Source organism: Streptomyces sp. NBC_01454 (assembly GCF_036227565.1).
Classification (GTDB): Bacteria; Actinomycetota; Actinomycetes; order Streptomycetales; family Streptomycetaceae; genus Streptomyces.
Genome location: NZ_CP109460.1, coordinates 4,243,386 through 4,257,489 on the forward strand (window position 1 = coordinate 4,243,386; position 14,104 = coordinate 4,257,489).

Annotated in this window: 15 protein-coding genes; 7 read left to right on the top strand and 8 right to left on the bottom strand. The window is 71.2% G+C overall.

Going from position 1 to position 14,104, the window contains the following annotated elements:
• Positions 1 to 292 precede the first annotated feature (292 nt).
• The 4 genes from OIU81_RS18780 to OIU81_RS18795 all read left to right on the top strand — a co-directional run bounded on the left by OIU81_RS18780 (position 293) and on the right by OIU81_RS18795 (position 3,926).
• Positions 293 to 814: a DUF5994 family protein gene (locus OIU81_RS18780; RefSeq protein WP_329149385.1), complete on the top strand. Its 522-nt coding sequence runs from the start codon at positions 293 to 295 to the stop codon at positions 812 to 814.
• A gap of 213 nt (positions 815 to 1,027) precedes the next feature.
• Positions 1,028 to 2,686 carry a hypothetical protein gene (locus OIU81_RS18785; protein ID WP_329149387.1) on the top strand — a complete coding sequence of 553 codons (1,659 nt, stop codon included), beginning with the start codon at positions 1,028 to 1,030 and terminating at the stop codon, positions 2,684 to 2,686.
• Positions 2,687 to 2,784: 98 nt separating this feature from the next.
• Positions 2,785 to 3,267 (top strand): hypothetical protein, encoded by a 483-nt coding sequence (locus OIU81_RS18790; RefSeq protein WP_329149389.1) that lies wholly within the window; start codon positions 2,785 to 2,787, stop codon positions 3,265 to 3,267.
• A 5-nt stretch (positions 3,268 to 3,272) separates the two neighbouring features.
• The gene (locus OIU81_RS18795; protein ID WP_329149390.1) at positions 3,273 to 3,926 is read left to right on the top strand and encodes a DUF3558 family protein; all 654 of its coding nucleotides are present in this window, start codon (positions 3,273 to 3,275) and stop codon (positions 3,924 to 3,926) included.
• A gap of 158 nt (positions 3,927 to 4,084) precedes the next feature.
• Here the strand turns inward: OIU81_RS18795 and OIU81_RS18800 are convergent, their stop codons facing one another.
• Together OIU81_RS18800 and OIU81_RS18805 are read right to left on the bottom strand one after the other, a co-directional pair.
• Complete coding sequence (locus tag OIU81_RS18800) at positions 4,085 to 4,315, bottom strand: hypothetical protein (RefSeq protein ID WP_329149392.1); 231 nt, start codon at positions 4,313 to 4,315, stop codon at positions 4,085 to 4,087.
• A 631-nt stretch (positions 4,316 to 4,946) separates the two neighbouring features.
• Positions 4,947 to 5,687: an aminoglycoside 3'-phosphotransferase gene (locus OIU81_RS18805; RefSeq protein ID WP_329331147.1), complete on the bottom strand. Its 741-nt coding sequence runs from the start codon at positions 5,685 to 5,687 to the stop codon at positions 4,947 to 4,949.
• Positions 5,688 to 5,966: 279 nt separating this feature from the next.
• On the opposite strand from OIU81_RS18805, the gene OIU81_RS18810 reads away from it, so the two are divergent.
• On the top strand, positions 5,967 to 6,935 hold the full coding sequence (locus tag OIU81_RS18810) for a squalene/phytoene synthase family protein (RefSeq protein ID WP_329149395.1): 969 nt from the start codon (positions 5,967 to 5,969) through the stop codon (positions 6,933 to 6,935).
• Positions 6,936 to 7,048: 113 nt separating this feature from the next.
• On the opposite strand, the gene OIU81_RS18815 is transcribed toward OIU81_RS18810, so the two are convergent.
• The 5 genes from OIU81_RS18815 to OIU81_RS18835 form a co-directional block, all read right to left on the bottom strand.
• Positions 7,049 to 7,534, bottom strand: a complete 486-nt coding sequence (locus OIU81_RS18815) for a hypothetical protein (RefSeq protein WP_329149397.1) — start codon at positions 7,532 to 7,534, stop codon at positions 7,049 to 7,051.
• A 1,002-nt stretch (positions 7,535 to 8,536) separates the two neighbouring features.
• The gene (locus tag OIU81_RS18820; protein WP_329149399.1) at positions 8,537 to 8,986 is read right to left on the bottom strand and encodes an SRPBCC family protein; all 450 of its coding nucleotides are present in this window, start codon (positions 8,984 to 8,986) and stop codon (positions 8,537 to 8,539) included.
• A gap of 149 nt (positions 8,987 to 9,135) precedes the next feature.
• Complete coding sequence (locus OIU81_RS18825; protein ID WP_329149401.1) at positions 9,136 to 9,774, bottom strand: hypothetical protein; 639 nt, start codon at positions 9,772 to 9,774, stop codon at positions 9,136 to 9,138.
• Between the two features lie 229 nt (positions 9,775 to 10,003).
• A complete protein-coding gene (locus OIU81_RS18830) occupies positions 10,004 to 10,720 on the bottom strand; it encodes a hypothetical protein (RefSeq protein ID WP_329149403.1) in 717 nt (238 codons plus the stop codon).
• Positions 10,717 to 11,064, bottom strand: coding sequence for a PadR family transcriptional regulator (locus OIU81_RS18835; RefSeq protein ID WP_329149405.1), 348 nt, complete (start codon positions 11,062 to 11,064; stop codon positions 10,717 to 10,719). Before OIU81_RS18835 ends, OIU81_RS18830 begins: the two co-directional genes overlap by 4 nt.
• Positions 11,065 to 11,464: 400 nt before the next feature.
• Between OIU81_RS18835 and OIU81_RS18840 the strand changes: the two genes are divergently transcribed.
• Positions 11,465 to 12,244 (top strand): LamG domain-containing protein, encoded by a 780-nt coding sequence (locus tag OIU81_RS18840; RefSeq protein WP_329149407.1) that lies wholly within the window; start codon positions 11,465 to 11,467, stop codon positions 12,242 to 12,244.
• A 148-nt stretch (positions 12,245 to 12,392) separates the two neighbouring features.
• The gene (locus OIU81_RS18845) at positions 12,393 to 12,977 is read left to right on the top strand and encodes a sigma-70 family RNA polymerase sigma factor (protein WP_329149409.1); all 585 of its coding nucleotides are present in this window, start codon (positions 12,393 to 12,395) and stop codon (positions 12,975 to 12,977) included.
• Positions 12,978 to 12,980: 3 nt separating this feature from the next.
• Here the strand turns inward: OIU81_RS18845 and OIU81_RS18850 are convergent, their stop codons facing one another.
• Positions 12,981 to 13,922, bottom strand: a complete 942-nt coding sequence (locus OIU81_RS18850; protein WP_329149411.1) for a hypothetical protein — start codon at positions 13,920 to 13,922, stop codon at positions 12,981 to 12,983.
• Positions 13,923 to 14,104: the final 182 nt, after the last annotated feature.

A 14,104-nucleotide genomic window follows, 5' to 3' on the forward strand; every position in this document is an offset into this window, starting at 1 on the left:
GCGACCTGTCCCCGGGCTCGCGTCCACCGCGTCCCGGTGTTGCTGCTCGCGGGGAAACACACCCGCGGGAGAGCCGGTGTGCCTAGTACTCCCGGTGCTTTCACCCTACTCGCGCACCGTTGCCGACGCCGTCCGCGGACCCCGCGTCCGCCTCTGAGCAGGGCAGAAGCAGCCCGCCGTGGCACATCGGCAGAGTCCGCGCACGGAGTACCGTGAAGACGAGGCCGCCGGCACGCGCACGCCGCCCAGGCGACGGCGGACGTCCGGCTCTCCCGCAGAGAGGCGCGCCCTCATGGCCGAGTCCGACATCACCCGCGGCGCCGGGCCACCGGACGCGTTCCCGGCGTCCGTGAAGGCCGGGACGGCGCTCGTCAGGCTGGAAACCACCTCTGCCCGCGAGGGCATTCTCGACGGAGCGTGGTGGCCGCGCTCATACGACATCGCCGCCGAACTGCCCGGCCTGATCAGCGCGTTGGTCGAGCTGCTCGGCCCGGTGACCCGCGTCGGCCTGGACACCGACGCATGGGAGCCCCTCCCCACCCGGCTGGTGGTCGACGAGCGGGTGGTGCACATCGACGCGTTCCCGGTGGGCGATGACACCGTCCTCATCACCCGCGGCGAGCGGGACTACTTCTCGCTGCTGGTGATCCCGCCGCATGCGACGCCCGCCGCCGCGCACACCGCGATGGCCCGGGCCGTCCACGCCGACAACGCCGACCAGGCCCGGCAGATTCTCCTCGACACCGGCACCGGACGGGCCCGCCCGCTCATCGGGCCCGCCGGCACGGACCAGGACGTCCCCGCCCCGGACTGACGCCCGGCGCCGGCGGGCGGGCCGTTCCCCTGCACGGTCGCCCGGGCCGCTCCCCCCCCCGGGCCCGATGCCGATATCACAGTTCGGATCCGCACGCGGCACTGCATCCGAATCCCTTCCGGGGGCAGCGGGCGACCGCCATACTGTCCCTACTGAAACTCACTCAACTTCCATAGTTCGAGAGTGAGTTCGGCCATCGGGGGGTGGGTGCTCGTGCCCGAAGAGTCCGCCGCGTCGCCGCCGGACGGCGCTCCGCAGAACATCCGCAGCGAGGCCACCCGGCTGCTGTGCGCGGGTGTCTACTTCGACAGTCAATTCCGCGGCCGCGTCATCGAGCAGCTGGTCGAGCACGAGGAGCGCCCGGTCGCCCCCTCGCTCGGCATCGACGCCCTGCCGGTCCTCGCACACGCCCTGCGTGCCCGCCGGCGGGAGGCGGAGACCGGGCTGGTGCTGTTGCTCGTCTGGGCGGGGTTCCTCGCGTTCTGGCTGGCCGGCATCGGGTCGCAGACGCTGCTTCCGGTTCCCTGGTTCCTGGCGTACGGGCTGGTCTGCTTCGTGTGCTGGGGCGTACGAGGGGGCCGAGGTGCGGTCTTCGCCCTCGGCCGCGCGGTGCTCAAGGAGGCCACCCGCGGCCGGCTCAAGGCGGTGCTGCCGGTCCTGCCGTTCGCCGTGACGTTCGCGTACTGGGCGCTGGTGCTCTTCACCCTGTTCAGCGGCGGCGACGCCTGGGCCGCTGTGGTGTTCCCGGTCCTGCTGGTCCCGCCCGTGTGGGCGTACCGCGCGCACGTCTCCTCCGTGATGCGCCACAAGCTGAGCCGCGGCGCCCATGCGCGGGCGCCCCGTGAGGAGCTGCCGGTCAGCGACCAGTACCGGCGCATCGGCGCGGCCATCGACCGCGAACAGCATGCGAACCTGGCGATCTACGACCCCTTCCGGCCGTTCGTCGGGTCCGGCGAACCGTACAAACCGTGGTCGTTCGTCATGGAGCTGAAGCGGCGGGCGCCGCAGAAGCAGCTGGACGGGGTGCCGCGACCGGACGCGGGTGCGGACGCCGGGGGGCTCACGGGCCGCGAGGTCATCGACCTCATCAAGCCGCGGCTGGAGGCCCTGCGCACCTCGGCCGCGGTCAGCAGCCGCGACCGCCTCCGCTCCCTCGAGGTCGACGAGATGGTCTATCTGCCGGTCGGGGTCGCGCGCGGCGAGGTCAAGTACGACCCCGCCAATGTGCGGCGGCACCTCGACGGCGCGGTCGGCGAGGGCGGCGAGGCGCGCCGGCACTTCCTGCGCGTCCGCGTCGGGGCGTGGGACGAACAGGTCGGGGTCTCCCTCCTGGTCCGCGTCCACACCCAGGGCGGAATGCTGGTCCTGGAGGTCGTGCCGCACATCCTCACCCCGGTGCGTCCGGAGTTCCGGTCGGTGGACGTGATCGCCGCGCAGGGTGCGGACGGTCTGCTGCGCGATGCCGTGCGCGGCCTGCTCACCGGCCCCGCGGCGGGCTTCGCCGCCGCGGTCTCCCTGCTCCGCACGGCCGTCTCCCTCTTCCGTACCTGGCTGACGCTCCCGCAGTACGCCCTACCGGACGGGCCGGTCACGTCGGTGCGGGAGCTGGGCAGCGTGAACGAGGTGTCGCTGCTCCAGGAGATGGACATCAGCCGCTACGTGAAGACGCTGCAGGACCGGATCGCCAGCGGGGTGCGGACGGCGCTGCGCACGAAGGGCTACGAGTCCGGCGAGTTCGAGCAGTACGTCGTCAATGTGAACGGGGGCGGGGTCTTCATCGGCGAGATGAGCGGCGGCGCGGTCGCGACGGGCGAGCGGGCCTCGGCGAAGCAGCAGGACATCACGGTGAAATCGGGGGGCGGCAGGTCATGACAACGGGGATGCGGGAGCCGGAGGAAGACGGGGGAACGGCCGGCGCGGCCGCCGGCCCGCCGTCTCCGCCGAGCGCTTCAGGAGGAATCAGTGTCGGCGTGCTGACCGGTGGCGCGGTGGCAGCCGGGGACGGGGCGAGCGCCGAGGACCGCGCGCAGCGCGTCGGCCGGCCCGCGCCCCCGCCGTCCTCACCCGACAGCGGGGGGCCGTCGGTGGTGCCCCCGGCCGCCCCCGGCGGCATCAGCATCGGCGTCATGAGCGGGGGCGCCGCGGCCGCGGGTCCGCACGCCAAGGCCCTTGACGCCACCACCCAGGTGATCGACGCACCCGCCGAACTCCTCGCGGCCATGGGGACCCTGCGTGCGCAGTTGCGCCTGCTCAGCCCCAGTGACGAGACATCCGACGTCGACGCCCGGCTCGCCGAGGCCGAGGAGGAGGTCGGGGCCACGGGGCAGGTGCGGCGCAGCCGTCTGCAGTGGCTGCGCGAGCGGCTGGACCTCGGTGCGACGGCTGCGGCCACGCTCGCCTCGGCGGCGGCCGTGGTGCAGCAGATCACGCAACTCTTGGGCAGGCAGGGGTAGTCGGCGTGGACCAATGGGATGAGGAGCGGCAGGACTGGGCGGCGGCGCCGCATCCGGACGGGCCGCCATCAGGGAGCCGGCCCCGGCGCATGCTGGTCGTGGCGATCGCCGCGGTCCTGCTGGCGGCGGCGGCCGGCACAGGGATCTGGCTGCTGGCGCGTGACGGCAGCAGCCACATCACGGACCAGGGAGGCGTCCTGCCCGGCGTCCTGCCGTCGAGCTCACCGACCGGGGACGGGTCCGTCTCGACGACGCCGGCTTCCCCCGGCGCCTCGATCGACCCGTGCACGGCGGTCGACGCCACCACGGCCCAGCAGCTGGGGCTGGGCACGGGTCTGCCCGACGACCCCACCAACTCCAGCGTGCAGCTGAAGTCCTGCAAGTGGAGCTACTCCGGCCCCGACGGCCGCGAAACCGCCACGTTCCATCTCATCTACACCCGGGAAGTCCCCGTCTCGCCGTCGCCGACACCGATCCCGGTCGCCGGCGTACCGTCCGCCGTGGCCACGGGGAACGACAATGCCTGTGCGGTCCTGTGGCCCGCGTCGTTCGGGGAGGTGCTCGTACACGTCGCCCGGGTCAACGAGGGCCCACAACGGGACCTGTGCAGCCTGGCCTCGGATTTCGCCGGGGCGGTGGCGCCGCGGGTGCCGAAGTGAGGGTGGGGGCCGGGGGGTTCGCGATCCCCTGACACCGGCGGCCGCTGACACCTGCCGTGGGCCCCGACGCGAGAGCGCCGGGGCCCAGGACCACCCCACGGGAATGCGGACGGCTCGGCGAACCGATGGGACGGGCAGTGCAGCAGTGCAGCGGTGTGTCAGACGCCCAAGCCGCCGGAGAAGCCTGCCTGGCCGGAGACGGGGCCTATCTGCCCGCTCACGCCACCCGAAACCGAGCCGCCCAGCGCGGGCAGCGCGGGCAGGGCGGGAAGGGACGACGCTCCGTCGCCCAACACGTTTCCGGCCCCGAGCATTCCGCCGGAGACCTGGTCCAGCTCGTTGTCGGCGATCTCGCGGGTCTCGTTACGGGGCGTGGAGTCCTTGCGCATGACTGCCCTTTCCTTCGTTGTTCACGGTGAGCCTGAGCGGTATCGGCCGGCCCCGGCGAAAGCTGACTCTGCCGGTTCGACGGCCGTGACAACCGGAAGTGGATGTGAACCTTCCGATTGATGCGAGATCACACCACGTCCACGGCGGACCGGCCACCCGGACCCATCGGTCATGTCCCCAGACGGTCCGGTATCGCGTGATGTCGGCAAGCAACACGTTCAACCGGATGGTGACAACTCCTTCACCTGCCTTTGGGCAGCCCAGGATTGTCAAGCGGCGCCGGCCGTGCCACCCGAAGGACAAATCAACCCGTGCGGACCCCGCGAATCCGCGCGAAGCCCCCGTATGGCCGCGTGAAGAGGGACGCCCGCCTCGTGGAGCCGGCATTCGCAGCGCGCGCGTGACGTTTCTGCACAGAGAATGCGCAGGATTACCGGACCTCGGAAGTAGCGGCTCGTGTCAGGGGATGTCGGGTTCACCTGACGTGTCGCACTTCGGCAGGACAGCGATGCCTGCGTGGCCGGCGCGGGGACGGTGCGTGACGAGCGGAACTGGCGGGCGCGCCGTCGCAGCCCATGACGCCGAGACGAGGAGTCGAGTGAGTTGGGTGAGTCGGGTGAGTCACGTGAGTCAGGTGAGGTCCCACAGGCGGCGGTAGAAGCCGGTGCGTTCCGGGTCGGGGGCGATGCCGTATGCGTCGAGGAGGGTGTTGTCCCATCCTGGACCGTAGTTCCACTCGGTGCTCCAGGTGGCGACGGCGAGGTCGGCCCAGCGGTCCGCGACGCCCAGCGCGCCCAGGTCCACATGACCGGACCAGGAACCGTCCTCGCGCAGCAGCGTGTTCGGCGCGCATGGGTCTCCGTGACATACAACGAGACGGTCGGTCACCGGCTCCGTCATCTCTGCGGGGACATCGATTCCTGCGTACCGGGCCCGTTCCAGGCGATCGGCGACCGACCAACTGAAGGGGCAGTCGGCCACCGGCAGGCGCTCGTGAAGGGCACGCAGCCCCACCCCCAGCGCACGTACCGCGGTGCCGGGATCAGCCGTCCAGCGCGGGCTGACGGCGCTCTCACCGGGCAGCCCATGGGTGACGAGCCAGGTCCCGTCCTCGTCGGCCCCGTGGTCCAGGACGCGGGGCACCGGTGTGCACCGCCCGGCCCAGTTCAGGCGCGTGAGCTCAGCGGCGAGGTCCAGCCCGGAGCCGGCCGGCGCCCACTTGGCGAACAGCCGGCCGTCCCCGGTGCCGAGCTGGAAGGTCAGACCACCCAGCTCGTTCTGCCAGACGGGCAACAGCGGCCGCTCTCCGGCCAGAGCGGCGATCGGCGCAGGCACGCGCACCTCGCGGGTCGGCGGTCCGGAAAGGCCCATCCCCTCATGCTGCTCTCCCGGTGGTTGCTGAGGCGAGAGGTTTTCGGGGGTGCGGGCATTCACCGGCCGGCCGGGGCTGCTCCGGCACCGGCTTCGTGATCCACGCCGACATCGGCGGATGGCTCACGCCGCGCATCCGATCCGGGCGGCGCGGCCCCCACCCGGGACCGGAGAATGAGCCTGCACGGCGCTCGGATTCGGATACGGACCCGGAAGACAGACCGCACACCCACCCCCACCCCCACCCCCACCCCCACCACAAAGGAACGCCGGATGAGCATGAGCACGAGCTTGGGCACGAGCACGAGCATGAGCATGAGCATGTGGGCCACCAGGCTGGACGCCGCGGGGATTCACGACCCGCAGCTGCGCGACGACTTCACCCAGCAGCGTTCACTGGTAGCCCGTTACAAGCGCGCGGCCTACCTGGCGGTCCTGCTGCTCCTGCCGCGCCCCCTGGCCCCCCACATGATCGCCGCCACCGCGTTCATGCACCACACCGACAACCTCCTCGACCACGGCCCGCTGCCCCAGCGCGCCGCCGCCTGCACGGCGTGGGAGAACGAGGTGAACCAGGCCCTGGCCACCGGCGTCAGCGATCACCCCGTGATCCGCCCACTCCTGCACACCGGCGCCCGTCACCCCCGCCTCCTCGGACATGTCCAGGATTTCCTCCGCACCGCGGCCACCGACCTCGAATTCACGGGCTTCGCCACGGAGTCGGACTACCAGCGCTATCTCGACCACTACTCACTGCCGGCTTTCATGCTGGTCGCCTGCCTGCTCGCGCCCGGTGACGAGCCCGCCGGCTACCGCGCCGCCTGCCGCACCTACATCGACGGCAGCCAACGCCTCGACTTCGTCAACGATCTGGCCGAAGACCTCGCCGACGACCGACTGACCATCCCTCAGGACGTTTTGCTGAGCCACGGTGTGACCCGCACCGACCTCCTCCAGGCCCAGGACACCCCCGAAGTCCGCGCCCTGCTGCGCCACCTCCTCGGCCAGGCCCGCACCACCCTGGCCGCCAGCCACCACGTGACCGGGTTCCTGCCTCCCGCCCACCGCCCCTTCGTCCGTGCCCTGATCGCCCTCGAAGAAGCCACCACCGCCGCCGCCACAACCAAGGGCCCAGGACTCCTGAAGTCCTCGGCACGCCCCGCTGTCCCCACCATGCTGAAGATCCTCATACGCGAATACCGCCACGCACGAAGCCTTCGTCGCTCGCATGCCGATAGCGCCGAGTGAACCAGGCCAGAGAAAACCGAAGCCCCGCGACGAATCCGATGTATCTCCGCCGTTTCGGCGTCGCTCCGGGCGCATCAAGTGCTCACGCGCGTTTCCAGGACAGCCGACGTGTGTCACCCACGCCCGGTAATTTCGCGCTCCCATTCCGAGGTGCCTGCCAGAAAAGGCCCTGAGACCTCCTCCGCGCCTGCCGTGTACAGGAGCCAGCGCAATTCGTCACAAGCGAAGAATGATTCCCCCCAGCTATCGGTCCATACGCGGACCTGCTGCTCTCCTGCCTGCGTTGCGTCCCACCAGGACCACCCTCTGAACTCGTTATCGGGATCGAACTCGAAAAGCCACCACTGTAGATCCCACGATTTTCCGTTGACTGCCGTGTGGTAGCGATCCTTGCCGCGTCGGGAGAACTCTGTGATCTCGGTACCCAAAGCGCCGCTCACCGCCGTGAACCATTCAGGAATTCCCCCGGTCGGCAGGTCGTCGTTATCGAAAGGCTCGGTAAGGGCGAGATCGAGCGCAGCAGAGAGGACCGCTCGCGTGCGACGGAGATACTCTTGTGGATCGTCGACCGAGAGAACTACCTCGAACACGGTAAGCACGGGCGGGGCACCCTCGGTTGAGGGCCGGGTTTCCGCTCGCTGTCGTTCCTCACGTAGGTCATCGATTCCGTGAAGCACCCACACCCCTGTTGCTTGATCACCCGGCGACGTGGACCCGCGACGGCGGTGAGCGACCACGACGGCGTGGCCCGGTGGTGCCCCTCGGCCGTAACCCGGCGGCCCCCGCCGGGCAGGACGAGGGGAGAGACCCGCATGGCCACGTACACCCGGACGCGCACGTGCTGGAGTCCACCGACGACACCGGTCCCCAAGGACTTCGGCACCAGCTTCAACCACCGGCGTCAGCCGGGCGGCTCACTCGGCGGTACTAGTTGTTCTTGCACTTCTTGGTGTCCTTGTTGAGGTCCATGATCTCGTTGATGTGCGCGAACTTGTACGTGCCCTGGGCGTCGCCCTGGAAGGTGACGCACTTGTAGAACGGCGTCGATCCGTCGTTGTAGAACTTGAAGGCGGCGGTGGTGCGCGTGCCCCCGAGGCAGTGGTTGTTGTAGTAGACCGTGGTGCTCGACCAGCCGGTCTTCCACGAGAAGTTGACCCGCCCGTTCGACCCGTTGCACTGGATGCTGTCCTTCCCCGACTTCGGCGGGGCCTTTGCTGCCAGTGGGGTCTAGGCGGACGACAAAGAAGCGCCGGACACGGCAGGAACGGTGGGCGCCGCGGATGCCGGGGCGGAACTCAGGCCGAGGCTGAGGCCGACGGCGGCGAGGGCGGCTCCGGCCGAGGTGAGAGCGCGCATCGATTCCCCCAAGAGATCGCGATCACTGCACGGTGATCGTTTCAAGACGGTCGCGATCACTAAAGCTCCCGGCCCGGTAGGCGTCAACCCTCTTGGGAAGCACGGGTGTTACGCGCGCGGCGCCTACGCCACTCCCGCGGCCACGACGCGTACCCCTGGCGGGCCGGCACCGGCTCGACGTCCACGATCCGGATGCCGGCGGCCGAGGCGCAGTGCGTCGCCCCGGTCGTGTCCGGCCCGGGCGCTCAGTCGAAAGTGCCGGCCAGGTAGGCGTTGCGGACTTTGATGAGGTGGGGCATGTACCGGCTCAGGAGGATTCGGTCGACGAGGTATCCGACGGGCCCCCAGGGTGAGGCGAAGTCGATGACGTCTCTCATCACGGTGCCACCGGCACCGTCCGGTGCGAAATGGTGGGCGTGACGCCATCGCTTGAAGGGACCGGACTCCTGCTCGTCCACGAAGCATCGGGGCCGGTCGTATGCGGTGATGCGGGCCTTGAGCCGCCAGGTCAGGCCGAAGTGGCGGGCCTGGAAAGTCACCGTGTCACCGAGTGACAGTTCGCCCCGGGGCATGCCGTCAACGACTCGCTCCGACGAAGCGGCCATTGATCGCGTATGCGCCTGCACATCCAGGCATACCGCGAACACCTGGTCCGGGGGTGCGGCGATGGCTGTCACGACCTCGAAACTCGGCACAGGCTCACCCTAGGTGAACGGCACCTGGTCAAGGCGGCGGGGCCGTCACTGATCTGGAACACCGCCGGTGCACACACCCCGGAACTCAAGCAATCCTCGGTTCGCGCTTCATCGGGGGAGTGAGCCCCGTCCGGCGCGGGGGCGGGGGCTTAGGGGTGGTACTTCTCCTCGACCGTCTCGCCGGCGCCGGACTTGGGGTTCATGGTGACGCGGACGGTCACGCTGCCGGTCTTCGCCGCTTTCTCCAACTGGTCCACGGTGCACTTCGAGGTGCCGTAGCCGTCCTTGCCGATGGTCACGCGGCCGTCGGTGTTGTCGGCGCAGATCGCGGCGGCGCCAAGGATCTTTGTGGCGTTGGCGACGAAGAATGCCTGGTCCATGCCGCCGCCCTGGGGCTTGACCAGCAACTTGCCGGGCGCAAGGTACTCCAGCGTGCCGACGAGGGTGCGGTGGTTGCCTGCCTGGGCGACGCCGCCCCCGGTGGAGGCGGACCCGCTGCCGGTCTTGGCGGCGGACGACGCCTTGGCGGACGTGCCGCCGTTCCGGCCCTGCGAGCCGGAGTGGTCCGAGGAGGATCCGCTCGTGGGCCGGGTCGAGGCCGAGGCGTGCTGCGCGTCGGACGCGGTCGAGGAGCCCGAGGAGCCGGCGGCGCCGGCGGCGCCGGCCGCCCCGGAGCCGTCCCCGCAGGCCGTGGCCCCCAGGCCCAGCGCTGCCGCGGCGACGATGGCGGTGGCGATGCGGCGGGTGGTGCGGCCGCGGAAGCGGTGGGTGGTGGCGGCGGTGTTCATCGGATCTCCTGTGGCTGTGCGCTGTCGTCCTGTTCCCGGACGACAACCAGCTTCCAAGATCGAGTTGGCGCTTTGCTAACGGACGGCTAATGCGGTGCAGAGGCCCACCGCAGCGCACCTGCCGCCGACGACAGCGCCGCCGTGAGCAGGCCGGCCCCGCACCCTGAGCGGCACCAGGGCGTCGCGGGCGGGCTGGATGACCGGGTGCGGGCCGCCCGCGGCCTGTGGTTCACCTGAGGGCGGTCACCGGCGGGCACGTGCGGTGGCGGGCCCAGGCGGCGCCGGCTGCGACGGCGCCGATCATTCCGGCCGGCGCCATGGGGACGGTGAAGAAGAGCTGGTAGGTCCCGATCACGTAGGCCCCGAAGCAGCCGATCGCGACGCCCAGTACGGCCGCGGCCGCGAGAATGACGGGAAGAGCCTTGGTCAGGGCCTGCAGGGTGGCTTCACGGGCGGGGGCGCCGTGGTGCCGGAGCGTTTCGCGCACGGCGCGCCGGATCAGGAAGAAGGCGGCAAGCACGCACACCGGCAGGCCCACCCACAGCAAGGGGACGCCGGGGTTGGCGAACTCGCGTACCTCCCGCAGCAGATGTCCGTCGAGCGTGGTGGTCATGGATTCGCCGCTGGGGTCGAGGAGATGCGACCAGCACACCCACCACAGGGCGAGGGCGGCGAGGGCGGGCAGAGCGGCGCCCTGGGCCGCCGCGACGGCGGTCTCCTTCAGGTGCCGGTGCGCCGGCAGCAGACCGCGTTCGTCCGCCCAGGAGGTGGCCAGCGCCTCGACGTCCCCACCGAGGTAATCGACGACCGACCGGCCGTCCGAGGAGGCGGCAGTCAGGTCCGCGGCCAGCTCCTCGGCCATCTCCTCGGCCGCGTCCTGCTCCACGCTGAGGCGGCGCCACGTCTGAGTGGCCTTGTCCATCGCGTCCTCGACCGTCAGTGTCATGATTCCTCCCGCGCAGGTGGGTCGATGAGGGAGCCGATGCTCGTGGCGAATTCGCTCCAGTCGCGACTCCACGACCGGAGCATCCGCATGCCCGCCTCGCTGGGCCTGTAGTAGGTGCGGGCGGGGCCGCTGTCCCCACTGCGGCGTTCGATCTCGACCAGCTCGCGTGTGCGCAGGCGCGCCAGCGCCGGGTAGATCGAGCCGTCCGCGACATCGAGTCCGGTCTCGGCGAGCCGGACGGTCATCTCGTAGCCGTAGACCGGGCCCTGCGCCATCAGGGCCAGCAGGCACATGTCCAGCACCCCTCGCAGCCACTGGGCGCGGGGGGCGGGCGTCTCTTCCATGGCCAGTACCTTACACAGCATGAGTCATGCAGTGCATGCTAGTGCGCAGGGTGGGTGGTGCGGTCCCCGGATCTCCCTGCGGCACAGGCGCGCACACGGCCGTTCCGCGCCGAGCCGGCCGACGGTGGCGGACGGCTTTTCAGCCGGCCTGAGGGCCCCGCTCCCGGACACCCCGGAACGCCGGCGCCGGCGGATCCGCGGTCGCCCCGGCATTCCAACGAACCGCGCTGAACTGCCCATACCGTGGTGTCGCCGCATGTTCCGGTGCAGGTCAGCATATTCAGGGGCGCCACGCTGCGGACCCAACGGCCTGTCAGACTTCGGGTGCACGTTGAACCACTTCCGGAACGGACACGTGGTCACCAGTGACACCTGTATGCCGTACGTCCCGGGGAGATTCATGACGCGCAGATGGTCGCTCATCACCACGATCGCTGTACTGACCGTCGCGCTGGCCTTCGTCGTCGCCCAACTGGTGTGCGGCCAGGGGGCCGGGGACTCCGGGAAGGAGCAGGCCGGGGGTAAATCGGCCTCGGCGGGCCCGAGTTCGGACGCCGGGTCGCTGCGCGGCGTCGGGTGGTGGCCCCTGCACCGGTCCGGCACCGCGAAGGCGGGTGAGCACGACGCCGTCGTCAGCGGCGGCGCGCAGTGGACCGACGGCCCCGGGGGCGGCGCCCTGCGGCTGGACGGCACCAGCGGATACGCGGACACCGGTTCCCGGATCGACACCGTCGGCAAGGACTACTCGGTCGCCGCACGGGTGCGGCTCACCCCCGAGGACATGAACGGCTTCCACACCGTCCTGTCCCAGGACGGCGACCGGTTCAGCACGTTCTTCCTCCAGTACTCCGGCCAGGACCAGAACTTCGCGTTCAGTTTCACCGGCGCCCGTACCGTCGCGGAGAAGGCCGAGCAGCCGCAGGCCGGCCGCTGGTACCACCTCACCGGCACGTACCGGCAGAAGGACCACCGGATGCGGATCTACGTGGACGGCCGGCTCGCGGGAAGCCGAGAGGCCGCCGGCAAGGTGCAGCCCACCGGCGCCGTGGTGGTCGGCCGCGGCAAGTTCGACGGTAAGGCGGTCGACCACTGGAAGGGCGATGTCGCCGATGTGCACCTCTACGACCGGGAACTGACGCCCGATGAGGTGAGCTCGCTTTCCTCCCGCGAACCGGGCTGACGGCGGTACCGGGGCGGGTTCACCGCCGTCGCAGGCCGGCGGACACGCCGCACGGAGCGCACGACCGCTCGCGGCGGCGCCCGCCGGCTTCCCCGCGGCCGGCGGAATCCGTCTTCCCCCACAGACGACCGGAGAGGAAAAAAGGCCCTTGTCGGCCAGCGCTTCGACCGAAGACCGCATATCCCGCCCCCACACCGCGGAACTCCGTCCCGACGAGTTCCTCAGAGCCCTTTACCAGTGTCACGGCAGCGCGTTGCTGCAGTTCGCCGCGCGGCGGCTGGGGGGCGACTGGCACCGCGCCGAGGATGTCCTCCAGGAAGTCGCGATACGCGCCTGGCGCCATGCCGGGGAGCTCGACCCGACCGCGGATTCGGTGCGGCCGTGGCTGTTCACCGTGCTGCGCAACCTCGTCATCGACGGTCACCGGGCCCGTCAGGCCAGACCGCCGGAGGCCGGCGACCCGGAACTCGCCCACCTTCCGGTGTCCGACGACGTGGACCACATCCTCACCTCCCAGGTGCTCATCGAGGCGTTGCGGGACCTGCGGCCGCCGCAGCGCGAGGTCCTGCTGCACGTGCACTACCTGGGGCGCAGCGTGAACCAGACGGCCAGGGTCCTCGGCGTGCCGCCGGGCACGGTCAAGTCGCGGACGTACTACGCCGCCCGCGCCCTGCGCGAGGCGCTGCACAGCCGCGGGCTGCACGCGGGCGGCCAGGACCGGGCCGCCGGATGAGACTCACGCGAAACGCCCCGCGTGCCGGGTGATCTTCAGGCCGAGTGGCCCGGTGTCGAGCGAGCCGTCCGCACCGGCCCGCCAGGGCCACCCCGCGGGCGCGTCGCCGAGCACCAGCAGCGCGTCCCCGCGCCGCAGGCCGTCCAACGCCCCCTCCCGGCGCGGGAGCTGTGAGGCGTCCACGACGAACAGGTGGGGCGCCTCGCCCTCGACGGCGATCCGGCTGCTGCCCTCGATCAGCCGGAAGATCTGGGTGACGTCGGACGATCCGGGCTCCGGCTGTCCCCGGTTCGCCGAAGCCGCCCTGGCGAACGCCTCCTCCAGGCTGGCCGCGGTGTGCAGCCGCGAGGTCCGCGGCGCGTGGCCCGCGAAGAACCCGTCGCCGGCCAGGGAGCCCACCAGGGTGACCTCGGCGAGCGCGCCCACCGGGCCGGCGAGCGCCTCGGCGACGACGGCCCGTGCCAGGCTGCGCACTTCCTCGTCCGGGCCGGTCACGGAGACGGGCCCCGCCGCCCGGGAGAGGTCGACCAGCACCCGGTCGGCGCCGTCCAGTCCCACCGTCACCGTCAGCGCGTAGGGCAGGGCCGGTTCGCCCTCCGGGCCGGGGCGGTGCAGGTCGTCGGGCGAGATCGTCCAGCGCTCGCCGTCCGCCTCGGCGGTCCAGGGGGCGGGGGCGGACTCCTCCGGGCCGGCCAGCAGCAGTCCGAAGCGTTCCTCGGAGTAGACGACGGCGTACAGGTCGGGCAGCGACCGGCCGGAGCGCAGGCACTCGCCCGTCAGCCGGCGCAGGCCCGCGTTGACCACGTCCAGCGCCTCCCGCCCCACGACGGCGGCCGAGGCGGCGGCGGGCTTCGGCGGGCGGGGCCGCCGCTCGGTGACGATCAGCGCGGCCACCGCCCCGATCAGCGCCAGCCCCAGCACCACGGCCAGGACGTACCAGATCATCTTCTGACTCCTTGTCGGGACGCCCCGGCGGCGGAGCCGGGACGGTCGAAAGCGGGGGCGGCACCGCGGCAGCGTCGCGGTGCCAGGTACCCGAAGGCCACTACGGCGCCCGCCCGCGGATGGTTCACGGACGAAGGACGGTCGAATGACGGACGAATGACGGACGTGCCCGTGAACCATCC

Coding starts and splice junctions, on each gene's coding strand:
- OIU81_RS18780 (WP_329149385.1), top strand. CDS start 293: ATGGCCGAGTCCGACATCACCCGCGGCGCCGGGCCACCGGACGCGTTC.
- OIU81_RS18800 (WP_329149392.1), bottom strand. CDS start 4,315: ATGCGCAAGGACTCCACGCCCCGTAACGAGACCCGCGAGATCGCCGAC.
- OIU81_RS18805 (WP_329331147.1), bottom strand. CDS start 5,687: ATGGGCCTTTCCGGACCGCCGACCCGCGAGGTGCGCGTGCCTGCGCCG.
- OIU81_RS18810 (WP_329149395.1), top strand. CDS start 5,967: ATGAGCACGAGCTTGGGCACGAGCACGAGCATGAGCATGAGCATGTGG.
- OIU81_RS18825 (WP_329149401.1), bottom strand. CDS start 9,774: ATGAACACCGCCGCCACCACCCACCGCTTCCGCGGCCGCACCACCCGC.
- OIU81_RS18830 (WP_329149403.1), bottom strand. CDS start 10,720: ATGACACTGACGGTCGAGGACGCGATGGACAAGGCCACTCAGACGTGG.
- OIU81_RS18835 (WP_329149405.1), bottom strand. CDS start 11,064: ATGGAAGAGACGCCCGCCCCCCGCGCCCAGTGGCTGCGAGGGGTGCTG.
- OIU81_RS18840 (WP_329149407.1), top strand. CDS start 11,465: ATGACGCGCAGATGGTCGCTCATCACCACGATCGCTGTACTGACCGTC.
- OIU81_RS18850 (WP_329149411.1), bottom strand. CDS start 13,922: ATGATCTGGTACGTCCTGGCCGTGGTGCTGGGGCTGGCGCTGATCGGG.